21 protein-coding genes and 1 tRNA gene are annotated in these 26225 nt (G+C 70.0%); 3 read left to right on the top strand and 19 right to left on the bottom strand.

Going from position 1 to position 26225, the window contains the following annotated elements:
• Positions 1 to 16 precede the first annotated feature (16 nt).
• The 4 genes from ACZ470_RS01190 to ACZ470_RS01205 all read right to left on the bottom strand — a co-directional run bounded on the left by ACZ470_RS01190 (position 17) and on the right by ACZ470_RS01205 (position 4858).
• Positions 17 to 1456, bottom strand: a complete 1440-nt coding sequence (locus ACZ470_RS01190) for a GH1 family beta-glucosidase (RefSeq protein ID WP_468423241.1) — start codon at positions 1454 to 1456, stop codon at positions 17 to 19.
• A 106-nt stretch (positions 1457 to 1562) separates the two neighbouring features.
• Positions 1563 to 2468: a carbohydrate ABC transporter permease gene (locus tag ACZ470_RS01195; RefSeq protein WP_468423242.1), complete on the bottom strand. Its 906-nt coding sequence runs from the start codon at positions 2466 to 2468 to the stop codon at positions 1563 to 1565.
• A gap of 12 nt (positions 2469 to 2480) precedes the next feature.
• Positions 2481 to 3494 (bottom strand): carbohydrate ABC transporter permease, encoded by a 1014-nt coding sequence (locus ACZ470_RS01200; RefSeq protein WP_468424031.1) that lies wholly within the window; start codon positions 3492 to 3494, stop codon positions 2481 to 2483.
• A gap of 5 nt (positions 3495 to 3499) precedes the next feature.
• Positions 3500 to 4858 (bottom strand): ABC transporter substrate-binding protein, encoded by a 1359-nt coding sequence (locus tag ACZ470_RS01205; RefSeq protein ID WP_468423243.1) that lies wholly within the window; start codon positions 4856 to 4858, stop codon positions 3500 to 3502.
• A 343-nt stretch (positions 4859 to 5201) separates the two neighbouring features.
• On the opposite strand from ACZ470_RS01205, the gene ACZ470_RS01210 reads away from it, so the two are divergent.
• The gene (locus ACZ470_RS01210; protein WP_468423245.1) at positions 5202 to 6257 is read left to right on the top strand and encodes a LacI family DNA-binding transcriptional regulator; all 1056 of its coding nucleotides are present in this window, start codon (positions 5202 to 5204) and stop codon (positions 6255 to 6257) included.
• 120 nt (positions 6258 to 6377) lie between these two features.
• Here the strand turns inward: ACZ470_RS01210 and ACZ470_RS01215 are convergent.
• From ACZ470_RS01215 to ACZ470_RS01225, 3 genes are all read right to left on the bottom strand, one after another.
• Positions 6378 to 6450: transfer RNA gene (locus ACZ470_RS01215), tRNA-His, on the bottom strand.
• A 118-nt stretch (positions 6451 to 6568) separates the two neighbouring features.
• Positions 6569 to 7171, bottom strand: a complete 603-nt coding sequence (gene orn, locus ACZ470_RS01220; protein ID WP_468423247.1) for an oligoribonuclease — start codon at positions 7169 to 7171, stop codon at positions 6569 to 6571.
• Positions 7172 to 7362: 191 nt separating this feature from the next.
• Entirely contained in the window at positions 7363 to 8595 is a 1233-nt protein-coding gene (locus ACZ470_RS01225; protein ID WP_468423249.1) for a helix-turn-helix domain-containing protein, read from the bottom strand.
• Between the two features lie 784 nt (positions 8596 to 9379).
• Between ACZ470_RS01225 and ACZ470_RS01230 the strand changes: the two genes are divergently transcribed.
• Positions 9380 to 9907 carry a universal stress protein gene (locus ACZ470_RS01230; RefSeq protein WP_468423251.1) on the top strand — a complete coding sequence of 176 codons (528 nt, stop codon included), beginning with the start codon at positions 9380 to 9382 and terminating at the stop codon, positions 9905 to 9907.
• Positions 9908 to 10216: 309 nt separating this feature from the next.
• Here the strand turns inward: ACZ470_RS01230 and glmS are convergent, their stop codons facing one another.
• The 12 genes from glmS to ACZ470_RS01290 form a co-directional block, all read right to left on the bottom strand.
• Positions 10217 to 12034, bottom strand: coding sequence for a glutamine--fructose-6-phosphate transaminase (isomerizing) (glmS, locus tag ACZ470_RS01235; RefSeq protein ID WP_468423253.1), 1818 nt, complete (start codon positions 12032 to 12034; stop codon positions 10217 to 10219).
• Positions 12035 to 12047: 13 nt separating this feature from the next.
• Positions 12048 to 12305, bottom strand: coding sequence for a hypothetical protein (locus tag ACZ470_RS01240; protein ID WP_468423254.1), 258 nt, complete (start codon positions 12303 to 12305; stop codon positions 12048 to 12050).
• Positions 12306 to 12390: 85 nt separating this feature from the next.
• Positions 12391 to 13275 carry a DUF4429 domain-containing protein gene (locus ACZ470_RS01245; RefSeq protein WP_468423255.1) on the bottom strand — a complete coding sequence of 295 codons (885 nt, stop codon included), beginning with the start codon at positions 13273 to 13275 and terminating at the stop codon, positions 12391 to 12393.
• A gap of 165 nt (positions 13276 to 13440) precedes the next feature.
• Complete coding sequence (locus ACZ470_RS01250) at positions 13441 to 15213, bottom strand: IucA/IucC family protein (protein ID WP_468423257.1); 1773 nt, start codon at positions 15211 to 15213, stop codon at positions 13441 to 13443.
• Positions 15210 to 15749, bottom strand: coding sequence for a GNAT family N-acetyltransferase (locus ACZ470_RS01255; RefSeq protein ID WP_468423259.1), 540 nt, complete (start codon positions 15747 to 15749; stop codon positions 15210 to 15212). The genes ACZ470_RS01250 and ACZ470_RS01255 overlap by 4 nt, the downstream gene beginning before the upstream one ends.
• The gene (locus ACZ470_RS01260; protein ID WP_468423260.1) at positions 15746 to 17038 is read right to left on the bottom strand and encodes a lysine N(6)-hydroxylase/L-ornithine N(5)-oxygenase family protein; all 1293 of its coding nucleotides are present in this window, start codon (positions 17036 to 17038) and stop codon (positions 15746 to 15748) included. The genes ACZ470_RS01255 and ACZ470_RS01260 overlap by 4 nt, the downstream gene beginning before the upstream one ends.
• Positions 17022 to 18464: a lysine decarboxylase DesA gene (desA, locus tag ACZ470_RS01265; RefSeq protein ID WP_468423262.1), complete on the bottom strand. Its 1443-nt coding sequence runs from the start codon at positions 18462 to 18464 to the stop codon at positions 17022 to 17024. Before desA ends, ACZ470_RS01260 begins: the two co-directional genes overlap by 17 nt.
• A 183-nt stretch (positions 18465 to 18647) precedes the next feature.
• Positions 18648 to 19691 (bottom strand): ABC transporter substrate-binding protein, encoded by a 1044-nt coding sequence (locus tag ACZ470_RS01270; protein WP_468423264.1) that lies wholly within the window; start codon positions 19689 to 19691, stop codon positions 18648 to 18650.
• A 144-nt stretch (positions 19692 to 19835) separates the two neighbouring features.
• Positions 19836 to 20996, bottom strand: coding sequence for an acyl-CoA dehydrogenase family protein (locus ACZ470_RS01275; RefSeq protein WP_468423265.1), 1161 nt, complete (start codon positions 20994 to 20996; stop codon positions 19836 to 19838).
• Between the two features lie 5 nt (positions 20997 to 21001).
• On the bottom strand, positions 21002 to 21949 hold the full coding sequence (locus tag ACZ470_RS01280; protein WP_468423267.1) for a hydroxymethylglutaryl-CoA lyase: 948 nt from the start codon (positions 21947 to 21949) through the stop codon (positions 21002 to 21004).
• Positions 21946 to 23877, bottom strand: coding sequence for an acetyl/propionyl/methylcrotonyl-CoA carboxylase subunit alpha (locus ACZ470_RS01285; RefSeq protein ID WP_468423268.1), 1932 nt, complete (start codon positions 23875 to 23877; stop codon positions 21946 to 21948). The genes ACZ470_RS01280 and ACZ470_RS01285 overlap by 4 nt, the downstream gene beginning before the upstream one ends.
• A 14-nt stretch (positions 23878 to 23891) precedes the next feature.
• Complete coding sequence (locus ACZ470_RS01290; RefSeq protein WP_468423270.1) at positions 23892 to 25508, bottom strand: carboxyl transferase domain-containing protein; 1617 nt, start codon at positions 25506 to 25508, stop codon at positions 23892 to 23894.
• 87 nt (positions 25509 to 25595) lie between these two features.
• Between ACZ470_RS01290 and ACZ470_RS01295 the strand changes: the two genes are divergently transcribed.
• The gene (locus ACZ470_RS01295) at positions 25596 to 26195 is read left to right on the top strand and encodes an SACE_7040 family transcriptional regulator (RefSeq protein WP_468423272.1); all 600 of its coding nucleotides are present in this window, start codon (positions 25596 to 25598) and stop codon (positions 26193 to 26195) included.
• Positions 26196 to 26225: the final 30 nt, after the last annotated feature.

The raw sequence follows: 26225 nt of genomic DNA on the forward strand, positions 1-26225 counted from the left end.
CCGGACCCGGAGTCGGTCAGATCTGCTCGGGCTCCGGAAGCGCTCCCGCCTTGGCGGCCCGCGCGTACCACAGGGCGCTGGACTTCGGGGTCCGCTGCTGGGTCGCGTAGTCGACGTACACCGCGCCGAAGCGCTTGTCGTAGCCGTACGCCCACTCGAAGTTGTCCATCAGGGACCACAGGTAGTAGCCGCGCACGTCCGCGCCGTCGGCGATGGCCCGGCGCACCGCGGAGAGGTGCCCGTGCAGATAGGCGACGCGCTCCGGGTCGTGCACCTTGCCGTCGGCGTCCGGCTTGTCGTCGTAGGCCGCGCCGTTCTCGGTGATGTAGATCGGCAGTCCGGGGGCTTCACGGTTGTAGCGCATGATCAGCTCGTGCAGGCCCGTCGGGTCCACCGACCAGCCCATCTCGGTCTGCTCGCCCGGCGACTGGTGGAAGGCGACGTCGTCCGCGGCGGGCCACGGCGAGTGCTCGCTCGCCCCGTGCCCGTCGGCCCGCGGACCCTTCGCGTCCGGGTCCGCGGCCGAGACCAGGGTGGGCGTGTAGTAGTTGAGGCCGAGCGCGTCCAGCGGCTGGTGGATCTGGTCCAGGTCGCCGTCGAGGACGTACGACCAGTCGGTGAGCGACGAGGTCGCCTCCAGCAGCGTCTCCGGGTAGGCGCCGTGCAGGATCGGGCCGTGGAAGATGCCGCTGGACAGGTCGTCGATCTTGAGTGCCGCGGCCCGGTCCGCCGGGTTGTCCGGCGAGAGGGGGCGCACCACCGACGAGTTGAGGCTGAGGGCGACCTGGTTGCGGACCGGCATCACCGCGCGCAGCGCCTTGGTGCCCAGGCCGTGCGCCAGGTTCAGGTGGTGTGCGGCCTTCAGCGCGGCCGCCGGGTCGGTGCGGCCGGGGGCGTGCACCCCGGAGGCGTAGCCCAGGAAGGCGCTGCACCACGGCTCGTTGAGCGTGATCCACTGCTCCACCCGGTCGCCGAGCGCCTCACCGACGATCCCCGCGTACTCGGCGAAGCGGTACGCGGTGTCGCGCTCCGGCCAGCCGCCCGCGTCCTCCAGCTCCTGCGGCAGGTCCCAGTGGTAGAGGGTGATGGCCGGCTTGATGCCCTTCGCCAGCAGCTCGTCGACCAGCCGGCGGTAGAAGTCCAGACCGCGCTGCACGGCGGGGCCGCGGCCGGTCGGCTGCACCCGCGACCAGGAGATCGAGAAGCGGTAGGCGTTGAGGTTCAGGTTCGCCATCAGCGCCACGTCGTCGCGGTAGCGGTGGTAGTGGTCGTTGGCGATGTCACCGGTCTCGCCGCCGGCCGTCTTGCCCGGCGTGTGGCTGAAGGTGTCCCAGATGGAAGGCGTGCGCCCGTCCTCCCGCACCGCCCCCTCGATCTGGTACGCGGAGGTCGCGGCGCCCCAGAGGAAGGCGGGAGGAAAGGTCACCGGGGTCGCCGGCGTTGCGGAGTCAGACATGGAAGCGCTCCCATAGGAGGTCGTGGAAGACCGACGAGTACGAAACGGAGGGGGAGGGGCCGAGGCGGCGGTGACCCGGCCCCCAGGGTGGGAAGGTGAGCGGGCGTCACCCCTTGACGGCGCCCTGCATGATGCCGCCCACGATCTGCTTGCCGAAGATCGCGAAGACAAGCAGCAGGGGGAGCGTGCCCAGCAGGGCACCCGCCATGATCAAGGACTGGTCCGGGGTGTAACCGCGGCCGAGGCCGGCGACCGCCACCTGCACGGTCGGGCTGCCGGTCTGGGTCAGCACCAGGAACGGCCACAGGAAGTCGTTCCAGGTCTGCACGAACATCAGCATGCCGAGCACGGCCATCGCCGGCCGCGCGGCCGGGAACACCACGTGCCAGATCACGCGCCAGCTGCTCGCGCCGTCCACCCGGGCGGCCTCGATGACCTCGTCCGGCAGCGCCTGGAGCAGGTACTGCCGCATGAAGAACACACCGAACGCGCTCACCAGCGACGGGAAGATGACCGCCTGGAGCTGGTCGGACCAGTCGAGCTTGGCGACCATCATGTACAGCGGGATGATGCTGAGCTGCGGCGGCACCATCATCGTGCCGATCACGATCAGCATCAGCGCGTTGCGGCCCTTGAAGCGCAGCTTGGCGAAGGCGAACCCGGCGATCGTCGACAGCACGACGATGGTCACCGCCGAGATGCCCGCCACGATCGTGGTGTTGAGGAAGGCCTCACCGAGGTTGGCGTCCTGCCAGGCGATCTCCAGGTTCTTGAACAGGTTGGAACCGAACCAGAACGGCGGCGGGTTCTGCGCCAGCCGCTGGTTGTCCCGGGAGGCGGCGATCGCGGTCCACACCAGTGGGAACAGCGACACGATCGTGAACACGATCAGGATCGCGTACGCGATCGGACCGCCGTGCAGAGTGCCGCCGGCCCGCGCCGACTTCGGCAGACGCGGGCGCTTGGACTCCTTGGCGGGTGTGGTCTCGGGGGGCGTCACAGTCGTCGTCACGGCCACAACTCCTTAACTGCTGGCGCGCAGCCGGCGCGAGATGAGCTGGTTGATGATGCCGATGACGATCAGGATCGCGAACATCGTCCAGGCGATCGCCGAGGCACGGCCCAGGTGCTGGTTCACCCAGCCCTGCTCGTACAGGTACAGGCCGAGCGTCTGGAACTGGTGCTCCGCGCCGCCGGACGCGCCCTTGTTGGCGTCGAACAGCAGCGGCTCGCCGAAGACCTGGCTGGCGCCGATGGTGGAGACCACCACCGTGAACAGGATCGTCGGACGCAGCGAGGGCAGCGTCACGTGGATGAACTGCTTCCAGCGGCTGGCGCCGTCCAGCGCCGCCGACTCGTACAGGTCCTGCGGGATCGCCTGCATCGCGGCCAGGTAGATCAGGGCGTTGTAGCCGGTCCAGCGCCAGATGATGATCGACGAGACGGCGAACTGCGAGGGCCACTTCTCGCCCTGCCAGTCGACCGGGTCGATCCCGACGAAGTCGAGCGCCCAGTTGATCATGCCGTAGTCGTAGCCGAAGAGCAGTACGAACACCAGGGAGGCGGAGGCGATCGAGGTGGCGTACGGCGCGAGCATCGCGACCCGGTAGAAGGTCGAGGCCCGCAGCTTGTAGTTGAGGACGTGGGCGATGCCCATCGCTATCAGCAGCTGCGGAACGGTCGAGATGATGCCGATGGTGAGGGTGTTCCGCGCCGCGTTCCAGAAGAACTCGTCGTCGAAGATCCTCGTGTAGTTCTTCAGCCCGACCCAGCTCATGTCGGTCGGGGCGGTCAGCTCCACCTGGTGCAGCGAGGCCCAGCCGGTGTAGAGCAGGGGGAACAGGCCGAAGGCGAGGAACAGCAGGAAGAACGGTGAGACGAACGCGTACGGGCTCCAGCGCATGTCGCGCTGCCAGCGCCGGGACAGCTTGGCCCGGCGTCGCTGGTCCTTGTCCATGGGCACGGAGCCCTTGGGCGGACGGCCCGGGGCCGCGCCCCCCTTGGAGGGGAGCGCGGCGGTGTCGTGGCGGGTGGCCATTTCGGTCACTTGTCCAGGTTGTTGTCGATGGTCTTGGTGGCCGTCTCCCAGGCCTCCTTGGCGGACTTGCCCTTGGTCACCAGGATGACGCCGTTGTCCGTCAGACCCTGCTGGATGATCTGGTCCTTCGGGCCGATGACCTGGGTCGGGATCTGCTTGGCGGCCTCGGAGAAGATCTCACCGATCGGGGAGTCACCGGTCATCTCGTTCTTGGCGCCGGTCACTTCGGGGCTGTCGTACGCGCCCGGGGTGCTCGGGAAGCTGCCCTGCACCTTGAACAGCTTCGCCTGCTGCTCGGGCGCGGTCAGCCAGGCCACCAGCTTCTGCGCCTCCTCGACGTTCTTGCCGCTCTTCGGCACGCCCAGGAAGGAGCCGCCCCAGTTGCCGGACTTGGGCGCCACGGCCACGTCCCACTTGCCGGCGTCTTCCGGCTTGGCCTTGCCCTTGATGGTGCCGAGCATCCACGGCGGGCAGGCGACGGTGGCGAACTTGCTGTTGGCGATCGTCGTGTCCCAGGCCGGCTGGAACTGCGTCTGCGACTGGACCAGGCCCTTCTCGGCGGCCTCGGCGGTCAGGTCGAAGGCGTCCTTGACGGCGGGGTTGGTCTTGTAGATGACCTCGCCGGACTCGTCGTAGAACTTCTTCTCCTCACTGCTGAGGATGGCGTTGATCAGGCCACCGGGGGAGTCCATGAAGAAGGTGTCCTTGCCGGCCGCCTTCTTGTACTTCTCACCGGTCTCGATGAACTTGTTCCAGTCACCGGCCCACAGCTTGCCGACCTCCGCGCGGTCGGTCGGCAGGCCGGCCTTCTCGAAGAGGTCCTTGCGGTAACAGATGGCCATCGGGCCGACGTCGGTGCCGAGACCGACGGTCTGGCCGTCCTTGGTGGTGGCCTGCTCCCACTTCCAGTCGAGCCAGTTGGCCTTGTCGACACCCTCGGCCTTGGACATGTCCACGAACTTGTCCGCCTGGGTGCCGACGATCTCGGCGATGTTGGCGATCTCGATGGCCTGGACGTCCATCAGACCGCTGTTGGTGGTGAGGTGGTTCAGCAGGGCGGGGTAGTAGTTCTCGTTCCGCTCCACGACCGTCTGCTCGATCTTGATGTCAGGGTTCAGCTTCTCGTACTCGGCGTAGAGACCGGCCTCCTCGTAGCCGAAGGTGCCGAACAGACCCATTGTGATCTTGGTCTTGCCCTCGCTGTCGGACGAGGATCCGTCGCCGTCGCCACCGCCGTCGTCGGCACAGCCGGCCAGCAGCCCGGTGCCCAGCGACACCACGGCCGCGATGGCCAGCGCCTTGCGGGCGATGGGCTTCCCCCCGCCCGACCGCTGACGGGAGAGGGGGAGGGTACGTGCTCGCATTGCGTCCTCCTGTTGCCCTGACGTGCCGACCCCCCGGCCAACGGCGTTGTTGGACCCGTATCTTGCGCGTTGCGGCTCGGGCGGGGAACGTGCGGGTTGTGTATGTGTCAGGTACTGTGGGAGCGCTCCCACAAGTGATGTGTTGAAGAGTCGCGGGTCCGGGCGAGGGTGTCAAGGGAACAGACGCCGCAAAGTGCCTTCAGTTATCTGCCTGTTAACTGGACACGCCGGAGCCGCCCCCGGAAGTACGGAGTCCGCCTGCTGCCCTCCCGGCGGTGGTCACCACCACCGACGGGGCTGTTACATTCCAGGCCAGCGTGACATACGACGGAAGGCGGGTCCGATGGCAAGCCACGGAGCGCGGGGCCGGAGCGGCGGCCGTCCCACCCTCGAAGAGGTGGCCGCGCGCGCCGGTGTGGGCCGTGGCACGGTCTCCCGGGTGATCAACGGCTCGCCCCGGGTGAGCGACGCCACACGCGCCGCCGTGGAGGCCGCGGTCGCCGAGCTCGGTTACGTCCCGAACACGGCCGCCCGCGCCCTGGCCGCCAACCGCACCGACGCCATCGCCCTCGTCGTCCCCGAGCCGGAGACCCGGTTCTTCGCCGAGCCGTACTTCTCGGACATGCTCCGGGGTGTCGGCGCGGCGCTGGCCGACACCCAGATGCAGCTGCTGCTGATCTTCGCGGGCAGCGACCGGGAGCGGCAGCGGCTCGCCGAGTACCTGGCCGCCCACCGCGTGGACGGGGTGCTGCTGGTCTCCGTGCACGCCGACGACCCGCTGCCCGACATGCTGTCCCAGCTGGAGATCCCGGCCGTGATCAGCGGCCCCCGCTCGGCCGCCGAGACGCTGACCTCCGTCGACTCGGACAACTACGGCGGCGCCCGGCAGGCCGTCGAGCACCTCATCGGCCGGGGCCGGCGGACCATAGCCCACATCACCGGCCGCCTCGATGTGTACGGTGCCCAGCGGCGCGTCGACGGCTACCGCGCCGCCCTGCGCGAAGCCGGCCACGAGGTGGACGAGCTGCTGATCGAGTCGGGCGACTTCTCCGAGGACGGCGGCCGACGCGCGATGGCGGCCCTGCTGGAGCGCCGCCCCGACCTGGACGCGGTCTTCGCCGCGTCGGACGTCACCGCGGCCGGCGCCCGGCACGCCCTGCGCGAGGCGGGCCGCCGCATCCCGGACGACGTGGCCCTGGTCGGCTACGACGACTCCGCGATCGCCCGCCACATGGACCCGCCGCTGACCAGCGTGCGCCAGCCGATCGAGGAGATGGGCCGCGCGATGATCGACCTGCTCCTCGCCGAGGTCGCCGACCGCCGCCCACTGGCCTCGCGGGAACTGGAGCGCCGCCAGATGGTCCTGGCCACGGAACTGGTGGGCCGCGCTTCGTCGTGACGTCGCGCGGGCCGTGGTCCCGCGCGCCGCTCATGGACCGGAAACGAGCGGGCCGGAAGCGCGCACCGGAAACGAGTTCAGCCGGTGACCTCGTGGGAGGTCACCGGCTGAACTGGTGAGGGTGAGTGACGGGACTCGAACCCGCGGCATCCTGGACCACAACCAGGTGCTCTACCAGCTGAGCTACACCCACCATGGCCTTGTCGGTTGGAGTCGGTGACTTCCCCGACCGGCCGAGAAAAAGTGTACAGGGTCCGAAGGGGTGCTCGCGCACGGCTTTTGGCTGCGGCCCCCGACGCCCCCTCCGCTCCCTACTGACCAGGCACGACGTGCTTCGCGGCGATCTTCTTCGCGGTGTCCGAGTCGGGGCCCGGCTGCGGTACGAAGACGGCCTCGCGGTAGTAGCGCAGCTCCGCGATGGACTCGCGGATGTCGGCGAGGGCGCGGTGGTTGCCGTTCTTCTCGGGGCTGTTGAAGTACGCCCTGGGGTACCAGCGGCGGGCCAGCTCCTTGATGCTGGACACGTCCACGATGCGGTAGTGCAGGTAGTCCTCCAGGGTCGGCATGTCCCGCAGCAGGAAGCCGCGGTCGGTGCCGACGGAGTTGCCGCACAGGGGCGCCTTGCCGGGCTCCTTGACGTGTTCCCTCACGTAGTCGAGGACCCGCTGCTCGGCCTCCTCGAGCGTCGTGCCGCCCTCCAGCTCGGCGAGCAGTCCGGACGCGGTGTGCATCTGGCGCACCACCTCCGGCATCGTCTCCAGGGCCCGCTCCGGCGGGCGGATGACGATGTCCACGCCCTCGCCGAGCACGTTGAGCTCGGAGTCGGTGACGAGGGCGGCCACTTCGATGAGCGCGTCGTCCGACAGCGAGAGGCCGGTCATCTCGCAGTCGATCCACACCATGCGATCGTTCATGTGTCTAACCTTACGGGGCGGTGCGCGGTGGGGAGCCCGGCTGCGATGCCCGTGGTGCCGGTGTGAACGTCACAGGGGCCGGCCTCGTCCTCGGACGCCGGACGGGCTGGTTGTGGCTGACGTGGTCTCGTCAGTACAGCCCGACGGGCCGGAGGCCATGGCCTCCGGCCCGTCGGGCTGCCGTTGTCACCTCACGGCGCGCCGCGCTGGCCCGGGAGGGCCGAGGCCGTCAGGGACGGCCCCAGGGCGCCGGCCGCCGCCGTGCGGCGGGACTGGTGCGGGAGCGGGTTGTCCGGGTGCAGCGCGGCCGGGGCGTGGCCCGGGTGCGCCGCGTGGCCGGGCTGGCCGGACGAGAGGGGACCCGGGGTGTTCGGGGTGCCCTCGGTGTCCTGGTTCCGGTCGGCCTGGGGGCGCCGCGCGCGGTAGGCGGCCCGGTAGGCGGCCGGGGACGAACCCAGCTGGCGCCGGAAGTGGCCGCGCAGCGCGACCGGTGAGCGGAAGCCGCAGCGGCCGGCGACCTCGTCCACCGAGTAGTCCGACGTCTCCAGCAGGCGCTGCGCCTGGAGCACCCGCTGGGTGATCAGCCACTGCAACGGGGCGCTGCCGGTCAGGGAGCGGAACCGGCGGTCGAACGTACGACGGCTCATGTACGCGCGTGCCGCCAGCGTCTCCACGTCGAACTGCTCGTGGAGGTGCTCCAGCGCCCAGGCGACGACCTCGGCGAGCGGGTCGGCGCCGATCTCCTCCGGTAAAGAGCGGTCCAGGTAGCGTTCCTGGCCTCCGCTCCGGCGAGGCGGCACCACCAGACGGCGGGCCAGCGCGCCGGCCGCCTCGTTGCCGTGATCCGTGCGCACGATGTGCAGGCACAGATCGATTCCGGCCGCCGTGCCCGCGGACGTCAGCACGTCACCGTCGTCCACGAAGAGCTCCCGTGGATCGACGTGCACCGACGGATAGCGTTTCGCCAGCGTCGGCGCGTACATCCAGTGTGTGGTCGCGGGACGGCCGTCCAGCAGTCCCGCCGCCGCGAGGACGAAGGCGCCGGTGCACAGCCCGACGATGCGGGCGCCCTCCTCGTGGGCCCGGCGCAGCGCGTCCAGGGCCTCCTCCGGCGGTGGCGAGGTGATCGAGCGCCAGGCCGGCACCACGACGGTGCCCGCCCGGGATATCGCCTCCAGTCCATGTGGCGCGGTGAGTTCCAGGCCGCCCGTGGTCCGCAGCGGGCCCTCTTCGCCCCCGCACACCAGCAGGCGGTAGCGCGGTACGCCGGCGTCCTGGCGGTCAACCCCGAACACCGACAGCGGTATGGAACTCTCGAAGATGGGGCCGCCGCTGAACAGCAGCACCGCGACGATCTCCTTGCGGCGGCGCCCGGAGAGTTTCCGGGCCGCGGTTTCCGGCGCGGCAGTGGAGTCGTGGCTCATACTGCTAAGCCCCCCTCGGTGGTCGCGGCTCCTCGGTTGTGTCGCTCCTGCACGTTTCCCCTCGGTCCTGCACGAGTCCCCCGCCTAAGACATCAAGATCGAATCTACTGCGTCCCGTCGCGCGCCGGTGGCCGGTTCGCCACCCGGTGCATTGTCGACTTGGCAACTTGGCGTGAAGCATTCGATCACGAAGCGTTGCACTCGTGGGCCGTGCGGGGAAGTGCGCCTTGTCGCAGTGGCCAATCCACGTAGGGCGTGCGGGGCCCCGGAGACCCTTTTCGTGCAGGTCGAACGGGGGTTGGGGGGTGGTTGCGGCAGGGGATGCACACCGGCCAGAAGTTGGCTGAAAAGATGCGGGCGAGGGCACGGAAACCGGTCAGCCGACCGGTGTATCCCCGCCAGGGTGCCGCCGGCCCCGTCGGAGCCCGTTCCGCCGCGGCCGCGCCGGCCCCGCGAGGGGTTCCCGCACCCGGTGCGGACACTTCCCGGCACGGCCCCCGCCTGCCCAGGGGGTTCGGTGCGGGTTCGGGGCGGTCGGCCCGGAACGCCCCTTCTCATGTTCAAGTGAATCCCGCGCAAACCACCTGTACAGGGCAGCAACCGTTGCGTGACGGGCGGACCCTCGTGCATGCTCCGGGGAACCCGCCTGCCGGTATGCGCGGGATCTGGGCTTAGGAGGCGTGCCGCCGTACCCTTGGGGGTATGGGGTTGGGAAGATAATTCCCGGACACAGCTCCGCCGCACACTGTCGTCCCCCACAAAGGATCACAACCCCGAGACAGCCATGGCCGGTCACGAATTCTTCGAACCCGCGGACCGCAAGCGGCCGGTCGCCGATCCCACGGCGGCCGAACCCCTGGCGGCGGAGGAGTCACGCCACCCCTGCGACCCCGCGTTCCGGCACGGAGTGGTCGTCGGCTTCGACGGCTCCACCTCCAGTGAACGGGCCCTTGCCTACGCCATCGGCATGGCCCGGCGCTCCGGTTCGGGCCTGATCATCGTCCACGTCGCCAACCGGCTGCCCACCACGGTGTGGGCCGGCTGCGAGCCACCGGTCTTCGTGGACGTCCCGGACCACCGCACGGAGGTGCTCGGTCTCGAGCTGGCCTGTGCGGACTATTTGGCAGAGGTGCCGTGGATTCTCGTCGAGCGTGGTGGGGACATCTGCCATGAACTCGAGGAGGTGGGGCGGGAGTACTCCGCCGATGCGATTGTCGTGGGTTCCACCCACGGGCTTGTGGGGCGGATTTTTGGGTCTGTTGCCGGGAGGCTGGCCAAGCGGGCGCAGCGGCCGGTTGTTGTTATTCCGTGAGTTGGGGACGGGCCCCCGCGTGTTGTGTGGCAACACGCGGGGGCCCGTTCTGTTTCGTTGGCGTGTGCGGGTGCGTTGTGGCTTGTCGCGCAGTTCCCCGCGCCCCTGAGGGGTGATGCCTGGCCGTTACCGACTTGGTCAGGCTGCGGAGCTTGTCGCGCCCGCGCGGCGGAGCCGCATGTCGATACGGCCCCGCGCCCCTGAGGGGTGATGCCTGGCCGTTACCGACTTGGCCAGGTTGCGGGGCTTGTCGCGCCCGCGCGGCGGGGCCGTAGATCGATACGGCCCCGCGCCCCTGAAAGCGGGGTGCTACTCCACCGTTACCGACTTGGCGAGGTTCCTGGGCTTGTCGATGTCCCTGCCGAGAGCCTGGGCCGTGTGGTAGGCGAGGAGTTGGAGGGGGATGCCCATGAGGATGGGGTCGAGTTCGTCCTCGTTCTTGGGGACGACCAGGGTGTGGTCGGCCTTCTCCTGGTGCTGGTGGGCCACTGCGAGGATCTTGCCGCTGCGGGCCTTGATCTCCTCCATCGCCGCGCGGTTCTTCTCCAGCAGGTCGTCGTCCGGGACGATCGCGACCGTGGGGAGGGCCGGCTCGATCAGGGCCAGCGGGCCGTGCTTCAGCTCGGACGCCGGGTAGGCCTCGGCGTGTATGTAGGAGACCTCCTTGAGCTTCAGGGAGGCCTCGCGGGCCACCGGGTAGCCCCGGACACGGCCGATGAAGAGCATCGAGCGGGCCTCGGCGTACTCCAGGGCCAGCTTCTTGATCTCCTCCTCCTGCTCCATGATCTCGGCGATCTGGCCGGGGAGCCGGCGCAGGCCCTCGATGATCCGCTTGCCGTCGCGCACCGACAGGTCACGGGTGCGGCCCAGGTGCAGGGCGAGCAGGGCGAAGGCGACCGTGGTGTTGGTGAAGCACTTGGTGGACACCACGCACACCTCGGGACCGGCGTGCACGTAGACGCCGCCGTCCGCCTCGCGGGCGATCGCGGAGCCGACGACGTTGACCACGCCCAGCACCCGCGCGCCCTTGCGCTTCAGCTCCTGCACGGCCGCGAGCACGTCGTACGTCTCACCGGACTGGGAGACCGCGACATACAGGGTGTCGGGGTCCACGACCGCGTTGCGGTAGCGGAACTCGGAGGCCGGCTCGGCGTCGGCGGGGATGCGGGCCAGCTCCTCGATCATCTGCGCGCCGATCATTCCGGCGTGGTACGAGGTGCCGCAGCCGAGGATCTTCACCCGGCGGATCCGGCGCGCCTCACGGGCGTCCAGGTTGAGGCCGCCCAGGTGCACGGTGGAGAAGCGGTCGTCGATCCGGCCGCGCAGCACGCGGTCCACGGCCTCCGCCTGCTCGTGGATCTCCTTGTGCATGTACGTGTCGTGGCCGCCCATGTCGTAGGAGGCCGCCTCCCACTCCACGGTGGTCGGCTCGGCGGTCGTACGGGTGCCCTCGGTGGTGTAGGTGCGGAAGTCGTCGGCCTTGAGGGTGGCCATCTCGCCGTCGTCCAGGGTGACGATCTGGCGGGTGTGGGCGACCAGCGCGGCGATGTCCGAGGCGACGAACATCTCCTTCTCGCCGATGCCGAGCACGACCGGCGAGCCGTTGCGGGCCACCACGATGCGGTCCGGGAAGTCGGCGTGCAGGACGGCGATGCCGTAGGTGCCCTCGATGAGGCGCACGGTCTCGCGGACCTTGTCCTCCAGCTTCTCGGCCCCCGAGCGGGCGATCAGGTGGACGAGGACCTCCGTGTCCGTCTCGGAGAGGAACTCGACGCCGTCCGCCTCCAGCTTGCGGCGCAGGTCGGAGGCGTTGTCGATGATGCCGTTGTGGACGACGGCGACCTTGCCCTCGGCGTCCAGGTGCGGGTGGGCGTTGACGTCGGACGGGGCGCCGTGGGTGGCCCAGCGGGTGTGGGCGATGCCGGTGCTGCCCTTGAAGCGCGCGGGGACCTTGGCCTCCAGGTCGCGCACCCGGCCCTTGGCCTTGACCATCTTCAGGCCGGACGCCTTGGGGGAGGTGACGACGATGCCCGCCGAGTCGTAGCCGCGGTACTCCAGGCGCTGGAGGCCCTCGAGCAGCAGCGGAGCGACCTCACGCCTGCCGATGTATCCGACGATTCCGCACATATACGTATGTTTCCTAGCCGTAGACGATGCGGCGCAGCTGCCGGAGCGAGAGCTCGGGCGGCGCCACCGCTCGGTATCTGAGGTCCGCCTCGATCCGTTCGAAGATCGTCGCGTTCACCAGGCCCTGGGCCTGGAGCTCGCGGTGGCGGCGACGGACGTAGTCCTCGGTCGTCTCGTCGAAGTAGGCGAGCACGTCCTGGATCACGCGCAGCGCCTCGCCCCGGCTGAGGGGCGTGGACCGCGTCAAATGATCAACAAGTTCGTCGTGCACCCGATGATCCTGAGGTACCGGCGGCGGTTTCGCAAGAAACGTGCCCGATTTCGGGCAGGACTCACGGCTGGGGCTGGGATCCGGCTCACATGCGCTTGAGGATCGCCTGCTTGGCGAGGGTGAACTCCTCGTCCGTGAGCACACCGGACCGGTGCAGCTCGCCCAGCTCCCGGAGCCGGCGCAGCAGGGCGTCGTGGTCGTCCTCGGCCGGAGCGGGGGCCGCCGCGGGTTGTGCGGCCTCCAGCTCCCGCGGGCGCTCCTCGACGGGTGCGGCCGGGTGCGGCAGACGGGCCTGGACGGCGGCGGCGACGAGCGCCATCAGCGGGTCCTTCTTGAAGCCCCACAGCTCCACCGAGTTCGGGTCGTACTTGGCGGGAGCCTTGGTGGGGGCGTTCCGCACGGTGAAGCGGAGGTGGCCGTTCTCCAGTCCGGCCGCGGGCTGCCACTCCACGCCGGCCAGCTCCGTCACCGCGAGGGTGCGGGTGCCGGCGGCGGCCTTGGCGTCCTCCGTCTTCCAGTTCCACTCCAGCCGGACGCGCTCGCCGTCGAAGCTGACCGTGCCGTCCCCGGCGGAGACGGACAGCGGCACGGACGGTCCGGGCAGCAGATACTCGGTGACCGGGTCGGAGGGGACCTGGTCCAGCAGCAGGGCGGTGCGGACCTCCTCCGTGAAGTACTCGGCTACACCGAAGCGGTCGGCGTCGACGATCAGCTGGTAGGGGTCGTGGGGCTCGGTGAGGCGGCCGCCGGTCGCGTGCAGCAGGGGGTCTGCGCCGTCGCGCAGTCGTAGCTTGAGTCGTCCCGACTTTTTGCCCTGCTCCAGGGAGATGCTCGCCAACGCCCGTAGCGGGACGACCAGTTCACCCAGGGTCCTGCGGAGCAGGCCGACGTTCTTGTCCCGGCCGGGGGTCAGGCGCAGGGTGTCCCCGTCGAAGGTCCAGGTGCCGTCCTTCTGGATGATTTCCACCATGGGGGAATTGTTTCATCGGATCTGCGGCGCCGTGGGGGCTGGTCGCGCCCACGCGGCGGAGCCGCATAGTGATGGGGCCCCGCGCCCCTAAGGGGATTGCCCCGAGGGCGTTTTCAGTGACGGGCACTCGGAGGACCGTACTCCGGGTGCCCGTCCGTTTATGTTTCAGAACCCCGCGATCGGGTTCTTCAGGGTGCCCACCAGTTGGAGCGCGCCGGACGGGTCCGTCAGGTCGACCATCTGCTTGTTGTCGCGCAGTTGGAGGCGGTTGAGGCAGGACAGGGCGAACTCGGGGGCGAACATGTCGTAGCGGTCGAACTTGTCGGCCAGTTCGGGCACCGACGCCTGGTACTCGCGGGTGATCTCCGCGACCGTGCGCCAGAAGCCGTCCTCGTCCAGGACGCCCTCCTCGGCGAGGTTCGCGGCGAGGAAGCGGAAGAAGCAGTCGAAGACGTCCGTGAAGACCGACAGCAGCTTCGTGTCCTCCGGGACGTCCACCCGGATCCGGGAGACCTCCGGCGGCAGCACCGCGTCCGGGTCCATCACCGCGATCTCCTCGGCGATGTCCTTGTAGACGGCCCGCCGCACCACCCCGTCCTCCAGGACGAGGATCACGTTCTCGCCGTGCGGCATGTACACCAGGTCGTAGGCGTAGAAGCTGTGCAGCAGCGGGACGTAGTACGCCCGCAGGTAGTGCCGCAGCCACTCGGCCGGCGCGAGCCCCGAGCGCTCGATCAGCGCGCCCGCGAAGGACGTCCCCTCGTGGTCGACATGGACCAGCGAGGCCATGGTGGCGAGCGACTCGCCGTCCTTCAGCGAGGGCACCGGGCTCTCCCGCCACAGCGCGGCCAGCATCTTGCGGTACGGCGAGTAGCGGTCCGTGGCCTGCTCGTACTCCAGGTGCCGGTAGCCCACGGCGGCCCGCTCCCGGATGATCGACAGCCCCGTGGCCCGCAGCACCGGGTCGCCGTCGATGAGCTGCGCCAGCCAGTCGTTGATCGCCGGGGTGGCCTCCATGTAGGCAGCGGACAGTCCGCGCATGAAGCCCATGTTGAGGACGGACAGGGCCGTCTTCACATAGTGCTTCTCCGGGTGCGAGGTGTTGAAGAACGTACGGATGGACTGCTGGGCCAGATACTCGTCGTCGCCCTCGCCCAGGCAGACCAGGTGCCGGCGCGCCACCTCGGCCGCGAAGGTGACGGACAGCTTGTTCCACCACTGCCAGGGGTGCACGGGGATCAGGAGGTAGTCGGCGGGGTCGAGACCCTGGTCGCGCAGGACTCCGTGGAAGCCCTCGACGGTCTCCTCGCCCAGCTCCTGCCGGATGAACGACTCGTACTCGATGCCCACCCCCGCCGTGAACGCGGCCCGCGAGCGGTGGGCGGCCAGCCACACCAGCCGCACCGGGCTCGCCGTCTCCGGCGCGTACGACAGGTACTCGTGGACGCCGAAGCCGAGCCGCCCGTTGTTGGCGACGAAGCAGGGGTGGCCCTCGGTCATCCCGGTCTCGATGGCCTGGAAGCCGGCGTCGACCAGCTCGGCCGAGGTGACCGGCGGCTTGGTGAGCTTGTAGCAGGTGCCGGAGAGGGTGGAGGAGATCTCCTCCAGGTACACCGGCAGGATCTCGTCGCTCAGGCCCAGGGACTTCTGGAGCTCGATGAAGAAGTCCAGGGCCGCGAGTTCCAGCTCGGCCCCGTCGCGGTGGCGGACGATCGAGTCGGGGTCGATCTGCCAGTGGTCGAGGGCGCGGCGCGTGGCCGTGAAGGTGTACCGGGTCAGGCCGTCGTCGCTCCGGACGACGTACCCGCCGTCGCCGGTGGCCTCCGGCGTGATGAGCCGCTCGTGCGCGAACTCGGCGAGTGCCTTGCGGATCAGCAGGCGGTTGGCCCGCGCCCAGCGGTGGGGGGACAGATGCGCCACGGCGTCGGACAGGGTCATACGGCTACTCCTCGGGCGGCCTCGAACTGCTCGCGCGTGCAGAAGCTCAGCAGCGCGCGCTTCTCCGGCTTGTCGATCTCACGTACGGGGACGAAGCCGACGGCCTCGTTCAGCGCGTGGACGGCCTTGTTGCTCACGTCCGGCTCGACCACGACCCGCCGGGTGTCCGGGTCGGTGAACAGCTCCTCCATCACGGCGGTGATGACGGCCCGGGTGAAGCCGTGGACCGGCCGGTCGGTGGGGGCGACCAGGAAGTGCATGCCGACGTCGCCGGGCTCGGGGTCGTAGAGGCCGACGAGTTCGACGTACCGGGGGTCGTACTTCTCCATCAGGAAGGCGGGTTCGCCGTCGTGCAGGCCCAGATAGGCGTGGTGGTGCTCGTGGGCGGCGATCCGCATGTACTCGCGCTCGACGTCCTGGAGCCGCGCGTCCTGCATCATCCAGAACGCCGCCTTGGGGTCGGTGACCCAGCGGTGCAGCAGCTCGGCGTCCTTCAGCGGGTCCAGGGGGCGGACGGTGAACGTACCGATGCTCATACGGCGAACTCCTGGAACGCGATGGTCTTCTCGACCGGGTAGTACTCGGTGCCGAGCAGCTCACGGATGATGGACGCGTTGCGGTACGGGCCCATGCCCAGGTCGGGGCTGGTGACGCTGTGGGTGTGGACACCCGCGTTCTGGAGGAAGACACCGCGGCCGGTGACGTCGATGGCGTAGTTGCGGGCGACGTCGAAGCGGCCGTGGCCGTCGAAGCGGAGGCGGTCGCGCACCGGGTCGAGGAAGGCCGGCGGCTCGTAGTGGTAGCCGGTGGCGAGCACCAGGCCCTCGGTGCGGATCTCGAAGTCCTTGCCCTGCTCGTCCTGGTGGAAGCCGAGCGTGTAGCCGCCGTCCTCGTAACGGGCGGTGGTGAGCGAGGAGTTGGTGAGCAGCCGGGTGGGGACCGGCCGGTCGCCGCTCTCGACGTTCTTCTGGTACAGCAGGTCGAAGATCGCGTCGATCAACTCCGAGTTGATGCCCTTGAAGAGGCCCTTCTGCTGCTTCTCCAGCCGGTAGCGGGTCTCCTCGGGCAGCGCGCGGAAGTAGTCGATGTAGTCCGGGGAGGTCATCTCCAGGGTCAGCTTGGTGTACTCCAGCGGGAAGAACCGCGGGGAGCGGGTGACCCAGTTGAGCTGGTAGCCGTGGACGTCGATCTCGGAGAGCAGCTCGTAGTAGATCTCGGCGGCGCTCTGCCCGCTGCCGACGATCGTGACCGACTTCTTCTCCGTGAGCTCGGCCTTGCGGTGCATGTACCGCGCGTTGTGGAAGAGCCCGCCGTCCAGCCCGCGGCACGGCTCGGGGACGAACGGCACGGTTCCGGTGCCGAGCACCAGGTGCCGGGCGCGGTACGTCGCGCCGGCCTCGGTTCTCACCGCGTACAGCCCGTCGGTCTCGTCGTACGTCACCTCGGTGACCGTCGTGCCGAAGCGGATGCTGCTCAGTTGGCCGGCGGCCCAGCGGCAGTAGTCGTCGTACTCGACGCGCAGCGGGTAGAAGTTCTCGCGGATGTAGAACGAGTAGAGCCGGCCCTTCTCCTTCAGGTAGTTGAGGAAGGAGTACGGGGACGTCGGGTCGGCCAGGGTGACCAGGTCCGACATGAACGGCGTCTGGAGGTGGGCGCCGTCGAGGAACATCCCGGCGTGCCACTCGAAGTCCGGCTTGGACTCCAGGAAGACGCCGTCGAGCTCGTCGATGGGCTCGGTGAGGCAGGCGAGGCCGAGGTTGAAGGGGCCCAGTCCGATGCCCACGAAGTCGTGGGTCGTGTCCGTGGGGTCAGGAAGCGCGGTCAAGGGACTCTCCCAGGTACTGCTCGGCGTGGCCGGCGATCAGATCGAGGACGGCGGCGATGTCGGAGACGGTGGTCTCGGGGTTCAGCAGGGTGAACTTCAGGTAGTGGCGCCCGGCCACCTTGGTGCCCGCGACCACCGCGTCGCCGGAGGCGAACAGGGCCTTGCGGGCGTACAGGTTGGCGCGGTCGATCTCGGCGGGGTCGGTGACGGCGCCCGGGACGTAGCGGAAGACCAGGGTGGACAGGGACGGCTCGACGACGACGTCGAAGCGGGGGTCGGCGGCCAGCAGCCTCCAGCCCTCGGCGGCCAGGTCGCACACCTCGTCGAAGAGCTGTCCGATGCCGTCGGCGCCCATCACGCGCAGCGTCATCCACAGCTTGAGCGCGTCGAAGCGACGGGTGGTCTGGAGGGACTTGTCGACCTGGTTGGGGATACGTTCCTGCACCATGCGGCGCGGGTTGAGGTACTCCGCGTGGTAGGTGGCGTGCCGCAGCGTGGCCGCGTCCCGGACCAGCACGGCCGACGAACTGACCGGCTGGAAGAAGGACTTGTGGTAGTCGACGGTGACGGAGTCGGCGCGCTCGATGCCGTCGATGCGGTCACGGTGCTTCGGCGAGGCGAGCAGTCCGCAGCCGTAGGCGGCGTCCACGTGCATCCAGGTGCCGTACTGCTCGCACAGCTCGGCGATCTCCGGCAGCGGGTCGATGGAGCCGAAGTCGGTGGTGCCGGCGGTGGCGACGACGGCCATGAGGACCAGGCCGGCCTCGGCGCAGCGTGCCAGCTCGCGGGCGAGGGCGACGGTCTGCATGCGCTTGTCGTGGTCGACGGGGATCACCACGACGGCGTCCGGTCCGAGGCCGAGGAGTTTCGCGGCCTTCTGCACGCTGAAGTGGCCGGCCTCGGAGGCGAAGACGCGCAGTTTCGCCAGGTCCTCGGCCTTGGCCTCCTCGCGGGCCAGCAGCAGCGCCTGGAGGTTGGACTGGGTGCCGCCGGAGGTGAACACGCCGTCGGCGGCGGGGCCGAGGCCGATGCGGCCGGTCGTCCAGTCGATGAGCTTCCGCTCGATGAGGGTGCCGCCGGCCGACTGGTCCCAGGTGTCCAGGGAGGAGTTGACGGCGGAGAGCACCGCCTCGCCCAGCACGGCCGGGATGACCACCGGGCAGTTGAGGTGGGCGAGGTAGCGGGGGTGGTGGAAGTAGACGGCGTCCCGGAGGTAGACGTCCTCCAGTTCGTCCAGTGCGGCGGTGGTGTCGTGGAGCGGCCGGTCGAGGTCGATGGCGTCGACGCGGGGGGAGAGCGCGTCGACGGTGACTCCGGTGAACGGCCGGTCGGTGGTGGCGAGTTTGGCCGCCACCCGCTCGACTCCTTCGGTCACGGAGCGGCGGTAGTGCTCCGCGGTGGTGTCGTTGAGCAGGTGCGAGCGCATGTGGGGGTCCTCCGGTGGGGACGATCCGGTGCGGGAAAAGCCGGCGGCGTGTTACTTAGGTAAGCCTAACCTAAGTAACACGCCGCTCAGAATCCGCCCCTGGCGTGACTGTGATCACTCCTGCCTCAGGGGTGACCGGCACTCAAGTCCGGCCGGTGTCCTCCCCGTTCGGGCAGACCGGGATCAGCCGACCTTCTTGGCCTTCTCGATGGCCTCCGCGAGGTTGTCGAGCAGGGGGGTGCACTTGTCGTAGGACAGGATCGGCTCGGGGGAGCGGGGGATGACCTGGCCGGCCTTGACCGCGGGGAGCTGCTTCCAGGTGGCCTCGGTGATGTCGGCGGGCTGGATGGTCGAGGCGCGGTCGTCCATGATGATGACGTCGGCCGGGTACTTGTTGACGTTCTCCCAGCTCAGGGTCTCGAACCAGCCGCCGGTCGCCTTCTTGGCCTCCTCCGACGGCTCGACGAGGTTCACGCCGAGGGCCTTGAAGTACTCCAGGTCGATGGAGAAGTTGGAGCCGGAGACGTAGAAGACGTCCTGCGCGGCGGAGCCGGCCAGCACCCTGATCTCCGGGCGGGCCTTGGCGGCCTTGCGCAGCCGCTCGGCGGCGGCCTCGAACCTCTTCTTCGCCTCGACGACCTTCGTGGCCTTCATGTCGGCGCCCAGCGACTCGGCCAGCTCGGCCATGCGCTGGAGCGGCTCCGGCATCTGGCGGTCGTAGACGGAGACGGCCACGCTCGGGGCGAGCTTGGCGATCTTGTCCTTGGAGGCCTCGGGGACGTACCAGAGGGTTCCGGCGTCGTCGAACATCGTGCTGATGAGCACCTCGGGCCGGAACGCCGCGTACTGCTCGACGTTGAAGCTGTCGAACTTGTTGCCGAAGATCGTCAGCTTGCTGACGTCCATGTCGCCGGCCTGGACATCGGCCTTGCCGTCGGTCGTCTTCGTGGGCCCGAACACGCCCTCGACCTCGATGCCGTAGTCGAAGAGGGCGGCCGCCACACCGGTGAACGCGACGATCCTCGTGGGCACCTTGTCGAGCTTCACGGTGGTGCCGCGGTCGTCCTTGAAGGACCACGGGCCGGACTTGGACTCCCCGGCCGACCCGGATCCGCCGCTCTTGTCGTCGTCGCCCCCGCAGGCGGTGAGCGCGGCGCCGAGTCCGAGGGCGCCGCCGGCGGCGAGCAGTCCCCGGCGGGAGAAGCGGGCGGTGGTGGCGTTCGACATGGGTGGGTCTGCTTTCGTGCGTGCGGAGCCTGCCTTGGCTGGAAACACGCTTAGGTTAGCCTAACCTCATGCTCTGTCCAGGGGGCGGGCGGACCGACGGCCCGCGTCGAAGTCGACGCGGGCCGTGTCACGGCGTCCGGCGGCTCAGCCCGCCAGGCCCAACTCCCGTGCGATCAGCATCCGCTGGACCTCGCTCGTGCCCTCGCCGATCTCCAGGATCTTGGAGTCGCGCCACATACGGGCCACCGGATACTCGTTCATGAAGCCGTAGCCGCCGTGGATCTGGGTGGCGTCACGGGCGTTGTCCACGGCGATCGTGGACGAGTACAGCTTGGCCAGCGCCGCCTCCTTCTTGAAGGGCTCACCGGCGACCAGGCGGCTGGCCGCGTCACGCCAGGCGAGGCGGGACGTGTGGGCCTTCATCTCCATGTCGGCGATCTTGAACTGGATCGCCTGGTTGGCGCCGATCGGCCTGCCGAAGGCGTGCCGCTCCTTGGCGTACTTCACCGACTCGTCCACACAGCCCTGCGCCAGACCCGTGCCCAGCGCGGCGATGGCGATACGGCCCTCGTCCAGGATGCGCAGGAACTGCGCGTAGCCGCGGCCCTCTTCGCCGAGGAGGTTGGCCGCCGGGACCCGGACGTCCTGGAAGGACAGCTCCCGCGTGTCCGAGGCGTTCCAGCCGACCTTCGAGTACGGGGCCGCCACCGTGAAGCCCGGGGTGCCGGACGGGACGATGATCGACGAGATCAGCGGCTTGCCGTCCGGCTTGCGGCCGGTGACCGCCGTGACCGTGACCAGGCCCGTGATGTCCGTGCCCGAGTTGGTGATGAAGCACTTCGTGCCGTTGATGACCCATTCGCCCGTCGACTCGTCCAGACGGGCCGTCGTACGGGTCGCGCCCGCGTCGCTGCCGCCGTCCGGCTCGGTCAGGCCGAACCCGCCCAGGATCTCGGCCGAGCACAGCCGGGGCAGCCACTCGCGCTTCTGCTCCTCCGTGCCGAAGAGGTGGATCGGCATCGCGCCCAGCGACACCCCCGCCTCCAGGGTGATGGCCACCGAGGAGTCGACCCGCGCCAGTTCCTCCAGGGCGACGCCCAGCGCGAAGTAGTCGCCGCCCATGCCGCCGTACTCCTCCGGGAACGGCAGGCCGAACAGGCCCATGCGGCCCATCTCCCGCACGATCTCGTACGGGAACTCGTGCCGCTCGTAGAAGTCGCCTATCTTCGGCGCCACCACGTCGTGCGCGAACTCCTCGACCGTACGGCGGAGTTCTTCCAGTTCGGGGGAGAGCTTGTGGTCCATGTCGTTCACTGCTCCTGGTGGGAGAGGGCTCGTACGGTGCGGGACGGGCTGGGTCGGCCCAGGTGGGCGGCCATCCAGACGCTTGTGGCGACCAGACGGCCGAGATCGACCCCGGTGTCGATGCCGAGGCCGCGCAGCATCCACACGAGGTCTTCGGTGGCGAGATTGCCGGTGGCGGACTTCGCGTACGGGCAGCCGCCCAGTCCGCCGGCGGAGGCGTCGACCGTGGCGACGCCCCGCTGGAGCGCGGCCAGCGTGTTGGACAGGGCCTGGCCGTAGGTGTCGTGGAAGTGCACGGCCAGCGCGGACACGGGCACGTCCGCCTCGGTGAGCGCGGTGAGCAGGGCCGTCACATGGCCCGGGGTCGCCACCCCGATGGTGTCGCCCAGGCTCAGCTCGTCGCACCCCATGTCCAGCAGGGCCCGGCAGACCTTCACCACCTGCGCGAGCGGGACCGCGCCCTCCCACGGGTCGCCGAAGCACATCGACAGATAGCCGCGGACGTGGACGTCCTCCGCCTTCGCCCGCCGCACCACCGGCTCGAACATCGCGAGCGACTCGTCCACCGTGCGGTTGAGGTTGGCCTTGGCGAAGGACTCCGTGGCGCTGGCGAAGACCGCCACCCGCCGGGCGCCCAGCGCCAGCGCGCGGTCCAGTCCGCGCTCGTTGGGCACCAGGACCGGCAGCGACACCGGCAGGTCGGACACCGCCTGGTACAGGTCCTCGGCGTCCGCCAGTTGGGGGACCCACTTGGGGTGGACGAAGCTCGTCGCCTCGATCGTGGTCAGTCCGGTCCCGGCCAGGCGGCGGACGAACTCCGCCTTCACGGCCGTCGGGACGGTCGCCTTCTCGTTCTGGAGGCCGTCGCGCGCGCCCACCTCGTGGATCCGCACCCGCGCGGGCAGTGCCTCCGCCGGTACGGCCATGGGCAGGCCCAGGTCCGAGGTGTTCATGGCGTCTCCTCCTCCACGGGTGCGATCACGGCCAGCACCTGGTCCATGGCGACGGTCGTGCCCGGCGCCACGTCCAGTTCGGTGACCGTGCCGGCCTGCGGGGCGGAGATGACGTGCTCCATCTTCATCGCCTCCACCACCAGCAGGCTCTGGCCCGCGCTCACCTCGTCGCCGACGGCGACCTTCACCACTGTCACCGTGCCCGGCATCGGCGCGGTCAGCGAGTCGGCGCCCGCGTGACCCGCCCGGGTGAGGGACGCGGCGACCGGGTCGTGATCCCGCACGTGCCAGGAGTCGCCGTCCCGGCCCAACCAGTCGGCGGCCCGGTGGAAGGTGTGCCGGACACCGTCCAGCGTCACCGCCACGTGGTCGTCGGTGACGGTGTGGGTGCCGCGCGGCGTGTGCTCCACCGGGTCCGTGACCCGCAGGTGGAAGGCGGCCGGCCGGGGAGTGCCGCCCATGCGCCAGCCGTCCGGCACCGAGAAGGGGTCCGTCCAGCCGTCGCCGCGCGGACGCAGCGCCTCCAGACGTACGGCGGCCGCGGCCTCGTACACCTCTTCGGGTACGTCGGTGGAGACGAGGCCGTCCGCCTCGCGCTCCACCAGCCCCGTGTCCATCTCGCCGGAGACCACCGCCGGATGTGCCAGCAGCCGTCGCAGGAACCCGGCGTTGGTCTGCACGCCCAGCGTCACTGTCTCCGCGAGGGCCGCCCGGAGCCTGCGCAGCGCGGTCGCGCGGTCGGGGCCGTACGCGATCACCTTGGACAGCATCGGGTCGTAGAGGCTGCCGACCTCCGTGCCCTCGCTGAGGCCGGAGTCGGTGCGCACGCCGTCGCCCTGCGGTTCGCGCAGCCTCAGCACCGTGCCGCCGGAGGGGAGGAAGCCGCGGGACGGGTCCTCGGCGCAGATCCGGGCCTCGACCGCGTGGCCGGTGAGCCGGATGTCGTCCTGGCCGAAGGACAGCGGCTCGCCCGCCGCCACCCGCAGCTGCCACTCCACCAGATCGAGACCGGTGATCAGCTCGGTGACCGGGTGCTCCACCTGGAGGCGGGTGTTCATCTCCATGAAGTAGTAGGACGACGGGTCGTTGCCCGGGACGATGAACTCCACCGTGCCCGCGCCCCGGTATCCGCAGGAGCGGGCCGCCTGGACCGCCGCCTCGCCCATCGCGGCCCGGGTCTCCTCGTCGAGGAGCACACTGGGCGCCTCCTCGATGATCTTCTGGTGCCGGCGCTGGAGCGAGCACTCGCGCTCACCCAGGTGGACGACATTGCCGTGCCCGTCGGCCAGTACCTGGATCTCGATGTGCCGGGGGCGGTCGATCCACCGCTCGACCAGCAGCGTGTCGTCACCGAACGAGGCGCGGGCCTCACGGCGCGCGGCGGCGATCTCGTCGGCCAGCACCGAGGCGTCCCGCACCAGGCGCATGCCCTTGCCGCCGCCGCCCGCCGACGGCTTCAGCAGCACCGGCACGCCGATCTCGCGGGCCGCGTCGACGAGCTGCCCGTCCGTCAGCCCGCTGCCGCTGGAGCCGGGCACGACCGGCACCCCGGCCGCCTTCACCGTCTCCTTGGCCCGGATCTTGTCGCCCATCAGGGCGATCGCGTCCGCCGGGGGCCCGATGAACACCAGCCCCGCCTCCGCGCACGCCCGCGCGAAACCGGCGTTCTCGGCGAGGAAGCCGTACCCCGGGTGGACCGCCCGGGCGCCGGTGCGCGCGGCGGCTTCGAGCAGCCGCTCCACCGACAGATAGCTCTCCGAGGCCGGCGCCGGTCCGATCCGCACCGCCGTGTCCGCCTCCCGGACGTGCCGGGCGTCGGCGTCCGCGTCGGAGTACACCGCCACCGAGCGCACGCCCATCGACCGCAGCGTGCGGATGACGCGCACCGCGATCTCGCCCCGGTTGGCCACAAGCACTGTCTCGAACATCCTTGTCCGTCCCCTCACATCCGGAAGACGCCGAACTGGGGATCACCCAGGGGCGCGTTGGCGCACGCGGTCAGGGCCAGGCCCAGGACCTGCCGGGTGTCCAGCGGGTCGATCACGCCGTCGTCCCAGAGGCGGGCCGTCGCGTAGTAGGCGTTCCCCTGACGCTCGTACTGGGCACGGATCGGGGCCTTGAAAGCGTCCTCGTCCTCCGCAGGCCACTCCTCGCCGCGCGCCTCCAGCTGATCCCGCTTGACGGTCGCGAGGACCGAGGCGGCCTGCTCGCCGCCCATGACCGAGATCTTGGCGTTGGGCCACATCCACAGGAAGCGGGGCGAATACGCCCGGCCGCACATCGAGTAGTTGCCCGCCCCGTACGACCCGCCGACCACCACCGTCAGCTTCGGCACCCGCGTGCAGGCGACGGCGGTGACCATCTTGGCGCCGTGCTTGGCGATGCCGCCCGCCTCGTAGTCCCGGCCCACCATGAAGCCCGAGATGTTCTGGAGGAACACCAGCGGAATGCCGCGCTGGTCGCACAGCTCGATGAAGTGGGCGCCCTTCTGCGCGGACTCGGAGAACAGGATGCCGTTGTTGGCGACGATGCCCACCGGGTGGCCGTGGATCCGGGCGAAGCCGGTGACCAGGGTCTGCCCGAACTCCGACTTGAACTCGGCGAACCGGGAGCCGTCCACGACCCGCGCGATGATCTCGCGCACGTCGTAGGGCGTGCGGGAGTCCACCGGCACCGCGCCGTACAGCCCCGCCGGGTCCACCTTGGGCTCGACGGCCGGCTCGACCTGCCAGGGCAGGGAACCCCGCGCGGGGAGCGTGGAGACGATGGTGCGGACGATCCTGAGCGCGTGCGCGTCGTCCTCCGCGAGGTGGTCGGTCACGCCGGACACCCGCGAGTGGACCTCGCCGCCGCCCAGCTCCTCCGCCGTGACCACCTCACCGGTGGCCGCCTTCACCAGCGGCGGGCCGCCGAGGAAGATCGTGCCCTGGTTGCGGACGATCACCGCCTCGTCGCTCATCGCCGGGACGTACGCCCCGCCCGCCGTGCAGGAACCGAGCACCGCCGCGATCTGCGGGATGCCGGCGCCGGACATCCGGGCCTGGTTGTAGAAGATCCGCCCGAAGTGGTCCCGGTCCGGGAACACCTCGTCCTGCATCGGCAGGAAGGCGCCGCCCGAATCCACCAGGTAGACGCAGGGGAGCCGGTTGTCGAGGGCCACCTCCTGCGCGCGGAGGTGCTTCTTCACCGTCATCGGGTAGTACGTGCCGCCCTTGACGGTGGCGTCGTTGGCCACGACCACGCACTCCCGGCCGGCGACCCGGCCGATCCCGGCGATCACACCGGCCGCCGGGGCCTGCCCCTCGTACATCCCGTCGGCCGCCAGCGGGGCCAGCTCCAGGAAGGGGGAGCCGGGGTCGAGGAGGGTGTCCACGCGGTCGCGCGGGAGCAGCTTCCCGCGCGCGGTGTGCCGCGCCCGCGCCCGCTCGCCGCCGCCGAGCGCCGCCGCGGCCAGCTTGCCGCGCAGCTCCTCGACGAGGGCGCGATGGGCCTCCTCGTTGGCCCGAAAGGCCTCCGACGCGGGGTCGGCCGCGCTGTGAAGCTCCGGTGCCTCATGCATCCTGCGGGTCCCCTCACCTTGTTAATGAGCGTTAACGCATTTCCTTCAGGTTAACGACCGCTAACCTCGCTGTCTAGAATCGTCTTCATGGCCACCAGAACCGACGCCCCCACCCGCCGCGAGCAGATCCTCAAGGAGGCCGCGCGGCTCTTCGCCGAACGCGGCTTCCACGGCGTCGGGGTCGACGAGATAGGCGCCGCGGTCGGCATCAGCGGACCCGGGCTCTACCGGCACTTCGCGGGCAAGGACGCGATGCTCGCGGAACTGCTGGTCGGGATCAGCGGTCAGCTGCTGACCGGCGCGAAGCAGCGCCTGAAGGAGGCCGACGGGGTCGCGGCCCCCGAGGCGGTCCTCGACTCGCTGATCGAGGGCCACATCGACTTCGCGCTCGACGACCGCCCCCTCATCACCCTGCACGACCGTGAGCTGGACCGCCTCCGGGACACCGACCGCAAGCTGGTCCGCCAGTTGCAGCGGCAGTACGTCGAGCTGTGGGTGGGGGTGGTGCGCGAGCTGTACCCGGAGCTGGCCGAACCGGCCGCCCGCTCGGCGGTCCACTCGGTGTTCGGCCTGCTCAACTCCACCCCCCACCTGACCCGCCCCGGTTCCCTGCCGGGCCGCGCGGGAACCGCCGAGCTGCTGCACCGGATGGCGCGGGGGGCGTTCGCGGCGGCGGGCTCGCGCTGACCCCGGCGGAGTGACGAGCGTTACGGGGCC

It is taken from the genome of Streptomyces sp. NPDC031111, assembly GCF_055570675.1.